At 51.5% G+C, this 2,844-nt stretch carries 4 protein-coding genes; all 4 read left to right on the top strand.

Going from position 1 to position 2,844, the window contains the following annotated elements; genetic code table 11:
• Window positions 1-227: 227 nt before the first annotated feature.
• A complete protein-coding gene (locus AB1690_10565; GenBank protein ID MEW6015754.1) occupies window positions 228-587 on the top strand; it encodes a prepilin-type N-terminal cleavage/methylation domain-containing protein in 360 nt (119 codons plus the stop codon).
• Window positions 588-595: 8 nt separating this feature from the next.
• The gene (locus tag AB1690_10560; protein ID MEW6015753.1) at window positions 596-1,417 is read left to right on the top strand and encodes a hypothetical protein; all 822 of its coding nucleotides are present in this window, start codon (window positions 596-598) and stop codon (window positions 1,415-1,417) included.
• A gap of 99 nt (window positions 1,418-1,516) precedes the next feature.
• Entirely contained in the window at window positions 1,517-2,338 is an 822-nt protein-coding gene (locus tag AB1690_10555) for a hypothetical protein (protein MEW6015752.1), read from the top strand.
• Between the two features lie 28 nt (window positions 2,339-2,366).
• Window positions 2,367-2,844: PilX N-terminal domain-containing pilus assembly protein (locus AB1690_10550; GenBank protein ID MEW6015751.1), on the top strand; the 478-nt coding region annotated here is incomplete at its 3' end.

Raw genomic sequence — 2,844 nt, 5'->3', positions numbered from 1 at the left:
AGGCAAAAAGCCGCCTGTTTGCCCCCGGACCATTGAAAAAATCGAACTTTGGCAGAATATTACCGGCCCTACCTCTATAGGTCTAACTCTCATATTATTAATATGTTACGGCATATGACGGCGGCCGTCCGCAAATTTTTTCCGGCACAGCCAAAATATGGCTTCAGTTGGCAGAGCTTTTTCAAACACAATAGGCAGAAAAAGCAAACCATGAAGGATGTGATGATATGAAAAAAGTCTTTAGGAATAACGGATTTACCATTATCGAAGTGCTGGTCTCTGTTATCATCCTGACTCTCTCGCTCCTTATGCTTCTCAACATGGCGATGATCGCTCTGGATGGTAACGACTGGTCCAATCAGGCGACTCGCTCCACGCAATTGATTCAGCAAAAGATAGAGGAGTTGCGCACCAGCAAGAATTTTGTCAGCGGCGTCGATTCGGTTAACAGCATTCAGCGCGCCTGGACGGTCAGCAATCCCTCCAGTCACCTTCGTCGGGTCGATATTACCGCTTCATGGCGCAACCGCCGTGGCGTGATTCTCCAAAACAGCATGACCTCGTACATCAGGTCAGATAGCATATAGGTGATACCATGAAAAATCTCAAAATGCTTCTCAAAAATAATCGGGGTGTCTCGCTGGTGGAAGTCCTTATAGGACTTTTTATGACCGGTCTGGTGGTGGCTTCTGTTTTCGGAGTCTATGTCAATCATCATAAGAATTGGATGATTCAGGAAGATGTCACTGAAATGCAGCAGAGCGCCCGCGCCGTTATCGATGAATTAACCCGCCAGGTTCGTATGGCCGGTCATGGTCTGCCGTTGGGACTGCCTGGACTGGAGGCTTATAATACCAATCCCGATACTATCGTCATTACCTATCAGGCTAACGGCTGTGACGCCCCCCTGGAGCATGCCATGCCTCTTCCTTCGGCGGAACTTCGCTGCGATGGGCATGATGTTTCCTGTTTCCAGGACAATCAGTGGGCATATATTTTCAGCCCGGATTCCGGCGGCGGTGAATTCTTCCTGATAACGCATGTGCAGACCGGTTCCTCGCATATTCAGCACAATACCATGTCGTTGTCAAAGGCTTATCCCAAAGGCTCAATTCTGCTCTCGCTGGAGCGAGTCAAATATTACATCGACCGCACCGATACATTGCGGCCCAAACTGATGATGCAACTTCTGGGGCAAACCCCCCAGGTCTATGCGGAGAATATCGAAGATTTGCAGTTTCGCTATGTGATGAAGAATTCGGCGGTGGTGGATGTGCCGGTTTCGAGCGCGGATATTCGCTCGGTGCGGATTTCGCTGACAGGGCGTTCGGCGCGGCCTGACCCCGATTTCCCGGCCGACCCGTATCGTCGCCGCACTTTTGCTTCCGAAGTCAATTTAAGAAATTTTGATATATAGAACCTGAATTTGCAGGAAGGTAAATGAAACTCGAAACCTTTGCGCCCCCATATCCGCACCCGGAACAGAGCACAGCGCACAAATACCCAGGATATTGTTATGGCCAGGTATCGAAAAATCAGAGAGGAAGCCGGCGTTTCATTGATGGAAGCGATGATCGCCCTCTTCCTGACCGGGCTGGTGGTCGCCGCCGTCTTCGGCGCTTACATTAACCAGCACAAGAATATGATGATACAGGATGGAATCATTAATATGCAGCAGAACGCCCGCGCCGCTATCGATGAATTAGGACGATTCATTCGGATGGCGGGACATTTCGTGCCGCTCGGGGTGGCGCCGATTACGGCGGTAAATTCCGACCCCGACACCATTGAAATCACCTTTGCGGCGACCGGCAGTTCGGTAATATTACAATATGATATGGCAAGCGAAGCGGGACCGATTCGCTGTGACGGACAGGATATGTCGATTCTGGACAGCGGCGCTGTCGCTTATATCTTCGACCCCGATTCCGGCGGAGGAGAATTCTTCAGAATCTATGAAATTCAGAATTCTCCGGAGCAGATTACTCTGGGTTCGTACCCGCTCTCTAAAGCCTATCGGCAGGGGTGCCAGGTGGTGCCGCTCCAGCGGATTCGCTACTATGTGGATAATAGCGATACTACCCACCCCAACCTGATGATGCAAATCCTCGGGGAAGACCCGGTGGTGTATGCCGAATATGTCGATGACCTGCAGTTCAAGTTTCGGATGAAAAACGGGATGGTGGTTGATGTTCCGCCGATTCCGGTGGAAACGCGCGAAGTGATGATGACCGTGGTGGCGCGCACCGCCATGTGTGACCCTGATTTTGAAGGCAATCCGTATCGAAGAACTTCATACGCATCCAAGGTAAATTTAAGAAACCTTGATGTTTGGTGATAATTATCTTGCAGAAGGTAGGTGCTTTATGTTTATGCGCAAGTTCCTCATAGATGAGAAAGGGGTAGCCACCTTGATAGCACTGATGGTCATGGTGATGATGACCATGATCGGTCTGGCGGTGGTGCGGCTTTCCAACGACGAGGTTACCATCGCCGGAAACGAACTCAACGAGATGGCCGCTTTCTATGCGGCCGAAGCCGGTCTGGAAAAAGCCTCGGCCGCTATTCAGACCCAGTACGAAGCGACCGGCCTTCCCCCGACCACCATGCCTCAGGGGAGCGAAACGGTGAATAACTGTGTTGCCGCTTATACCACGGTCGACAACGGCGCCGCCATTCAACGAGAGTTGAGCCAGGGCGCCCTGGCCGGTCTGCATGCTCTGGTGAAAACCTTCACGGTTACCTCCACCGGCACCTCCGGCGTTGACCAGAGCCAGGTCATCCTGAACCAGAATTTCGAGGTCGCCCTGGTGCCCATTTTTCAGTTCGCACTCTTCTACGGCA

Source organism: Candidatus Zixiibacteriota bacterium (assembly GCA_040753495.1).
Lineage (GTDB): Bacteria > Zixibacteria > MSB-5A5 > GN15 > PGXB01 > DYGG01.
The sequence above is the reverse complement of the archived record's forward strand: the minus strand, read 5'-3'. Positions and strand labels throughout refer to the sequence as shown.

Bases quoted from the DNA above. Each gene is read 5' to 3' on its own strand.
- AB1690_10560 (MEW6015753.1), top strand. From the start codon at position 596: ATGAAAAATCTCAAAATGCTTCTCAAAAATAATCGGGGTGTCTCGCTG.
- AB1690_10555 (MEW6015752.1), top strand. From the start codon at position 1,517: ATGGCCAGGTATCGAAAAATCAGAGAGGAAGCCGGCGTTTCATTGATG.
- AB1690_10565 (MEW6015754.1), top strand. From the start codon at position 228: ATGAAAAAAGTCTTTAGGAATAACGGATTTACCATTATCGAAGTGCTG.